Source organism: Peribacillus sp. P4_C12 (genome assembly GCF_056402095.1).
This window is the reverse complement of the sequence record NZ_JBFUIB010000447.1, coordinates 1-3,039: the sequence shown is the minus strand read 5'-3', so window position 1 is coordinate 3,039 and position 3,039 is coordinate 1. Positions and strand designations below refer to the sequence as shown.

2 protein-coding genes are annotated in these 3,039 nt (G+C 37.1%); one reads left to right on the top strand and one right to left on the bottom strand.

Annotation, left to right across the window (positions count from 1 at the left end):
* Positions 1-275 precede the first annotated feature (275 nt).
* Complete coding sequence (serA, locus tag AC1DUW_RS24680) at positions 276-1,850, top strand: phosphoglycerate dehydrogenase (RefSeq protein ID WP_053346817.1); 1,575 nt, start codon at positions 276-278, stop codon at positions 1,848-1,850.
* A 123-nt stretch (positions 1,851-1,973) separates the two neighbouring features.
* Here serA and AC1DUW_RS24675 read toward each other — a convergent pair.
* Positions 1,974-3,039 (bottom strand): hypothetical protein (locus tag AC1DUW_RS24675; RefSeq protein WP_477643709.1); only part of this gene is annotated, 1,066 nt, incomplete at its 5' end.

The window sequence follows — 3,039 nt, the reverse complement described above, 5'->3', positions numbered from 1 at the left end:
CCATAATTTCTTACATCTCACCATTTACATATCAATGAATTAAAACAAAAATTATATTGACGATTATATCAATTTTAAGATTATTTAAAATAATTGTTCTTTTTCATACAATAGATGATAAATCCATTATTATTGCGGACTTATACAATTATTTCACTTAATAATAATTATTTTAAGCGCTTACATGAATAAATGCCAAATTGACATATTCGGCATTTCAATTGTAAAATTAACTGAAATTTAAGATAATTTTTTCCTTAGGAAGGTGTATACACGTGTATCGGATTTTAGTAGCAGATGCCATCAAACCAGAAGGACTCGGACCGCTATCAGAGGCATCCAATATCCTTCTTATTCAAAAGACAGTAGAAGAAGCAGCAAACGAACTTGATCAGATTGATGCAATACTTGTTAGAAGCGCAACAAAAGTTACGGAAGATTTAATGAACCGTATGCCACAGTTGAAAATTATTGCACGCGCTGGTGTCGGCGTTGATAATATTGACATCCCTGCTGCGACTAAACGTGGGATTGTGGTAGTTAATGCACCTGATGGCAATACCATTTCAACAGCTGAACATACATTTGCAATGATGGCTTCACTAATGCGCCACATTCCGCAAGCATATGCATCTCTGAAGAATGGGGAGTGGAAACGTTCTTCTTATACTGGAACAGAACTACGCGGTAAAACATTAGGTATAGTGGGTTTTGGACGTATCGGAGGAGAAATCGCTAAACGCGCAAAAGTTTTTGGTATGGAAGTCATTGTATTTGACCCATTCTTAACTGCTGATCGTGCAAAAAAAATGTCTGTCACTTCCCTGCCGTTAGATGAATTACTTCCTAAAGCAGACATTATTACTGTTCATACACCTCTAACGAATGAAACTAGAGGATTAATAAATAAAGAAAAACTGCTTACCTGTAAAAAGGGTGTTTATGTATTAAATTGTGCCCGTGGCGGAATTCTTGACGAAGATGATTTATATGAAATGATTGTTAAAGGGCATGTAGCAGGCGCAGCGTTAGACGTTTTCGTTGAAGAACCTCCGCTTGGCCATAAGCTACTTGAACTTGATAATGTCATTGCTACACCTCATTTAGGTGCTTCTACAAAAGAAGCTCAATTAAATGTTGCAGTACAGGTTGCACAAGAAGTGCTGACTTATTTTGAGGGAAATCCAGTTTCAAGTTCTATCAACCTTCCAGCCATTTCTAAAGAAGTGTTTGAAAAGGTTCAGCCATTTTATCAACTCGTACAGCAAATGGGATCAATTGCTTCTCAATGTATGAAAGAAGGCATCCAAGAGATTTCCGTTACATATGCGGGAGAATCATTGGACTTTGATACAACGATTTTGACAAAAAGTTTAATATCAGGCTTCTTTAAATCAAGAGTTGACGCTTCGGTCAATGAAGTGAATGCCTTGCTGATTGCAAAAGAGCGTGGTATTACCGTTGGCGAAAAAATCTCTGCAGACTCTTTAGGATATTCTAACCTGATCAGCCTTAAAGTAAAAGGTGATAACCGTGAACTAACAATCAGTGGCACTTACATTGAAAATTATGGTTCTCGTATTGTGAATTTGAATGGCTTCAAAATCGACTTCCATCCGGAAGCAAATTTACTATATATCCAACACACCGATAAACCTGGTGTAATTGGTAACGTAGGTAAGATCCTTGGTGATCATGAAGTGAATATTGCAACCATGCAGGTAGGTCGAAAAGAAGCTGGCGGAGAAGCTATCATGGTTTTAAGCTTTGATAAACCATTAAGTGATAACATGAAGCAATTTTTAAAGGAAACAGAAGAAATTACATTCATGGCTCTCATTTCATTATAAGAAAAAAAGAATGTGCCCTTAATGCGGGCACATTCTTTTTCTACGAGATTTTAGATACTCAGCAACCATTATCAGGATGTTTTAAATAGCCCAGCTCCCACTTCTTTTGACAACTTCCTCCCCTCAATTCACTTGGTTAGGGGCTTTAGGTACTACTATGTCTTCTGTTAGATTTAGATTGCCAACTTTTTCAATTGGAGCATTTTCAAACTTTACTCTATTAAAGCCAAATTCCTTTGCAATAAAAAGAATCGCTTCTAAAGCTTGAAGAGAATCCTCACTATTTTCAATTACCACTTGTTCTGCTAATTGAATAGTCACAAGATCTCCATCTGAACTTATTTTTTCCCAAATTAAATCATCGGGGATAGCAGAAGATATTCCCTCTATGTCTGGCTCCTCTTTTCCTGCCTGAAGTGCCTCCTCAAAGTCCTGATAATCTATATTACTTGGTACAAGAAACTTTGGTGAGGATTCATCATTTTGATAAAGTAGAAATGTGCGATTTTTTTGTTGAGGTATATCTGCTTCCTTTAAAAATCCTGCATGGGCAAACCTTGCACCTTGCTTTCCATCTGTAGCAAAGGTCATCTTCTCTATATTAAGATAGGACAGCGTCTCTTCCATCGTATGGAGAAAGAGGATATCCTCATCCAATAACTGGCTGTCTTCATGTAGCTCAATATGAGCAGTATTCATTTCGGTTCCTTGGGTAATCTCTATATCAAGTGGGAAATAGTCAGAGAGACCATATTGTTCCTCATTGATATCCGACATTTGATTAACTAACTGATTTAGAGTATCCGATTCATCATAACGATTGACAACAATTGAAATCGGGATGACAAAATTCTGTTGATTATCTGGCACACCCATGGTAATCGTCGATTTATTTTTCAGATCGTCTGGGTAAATTGCAGGAGCAAGGGCTACTACCTTGTCCTTTTTTACAGATTCACTATCGAAAACTTCTTCTTTCGTTTCTATATCTTCTTCACGCATACTCTGAAGCTTACTATTTTCCTCTTTGTCTTCGGCAGACTTATCTTTTACTTTTGTATCCTGTTGTTCATGATCTGACAGTCTTTTAAGTTCAGAGACAGCTAATTTCCCATTATCGCTGCTCTCCTCTTTGCTTGTAGTCCCTTCTTTCCCAATAATCAGTGAAGAGGCCAAAACAACCATTAAG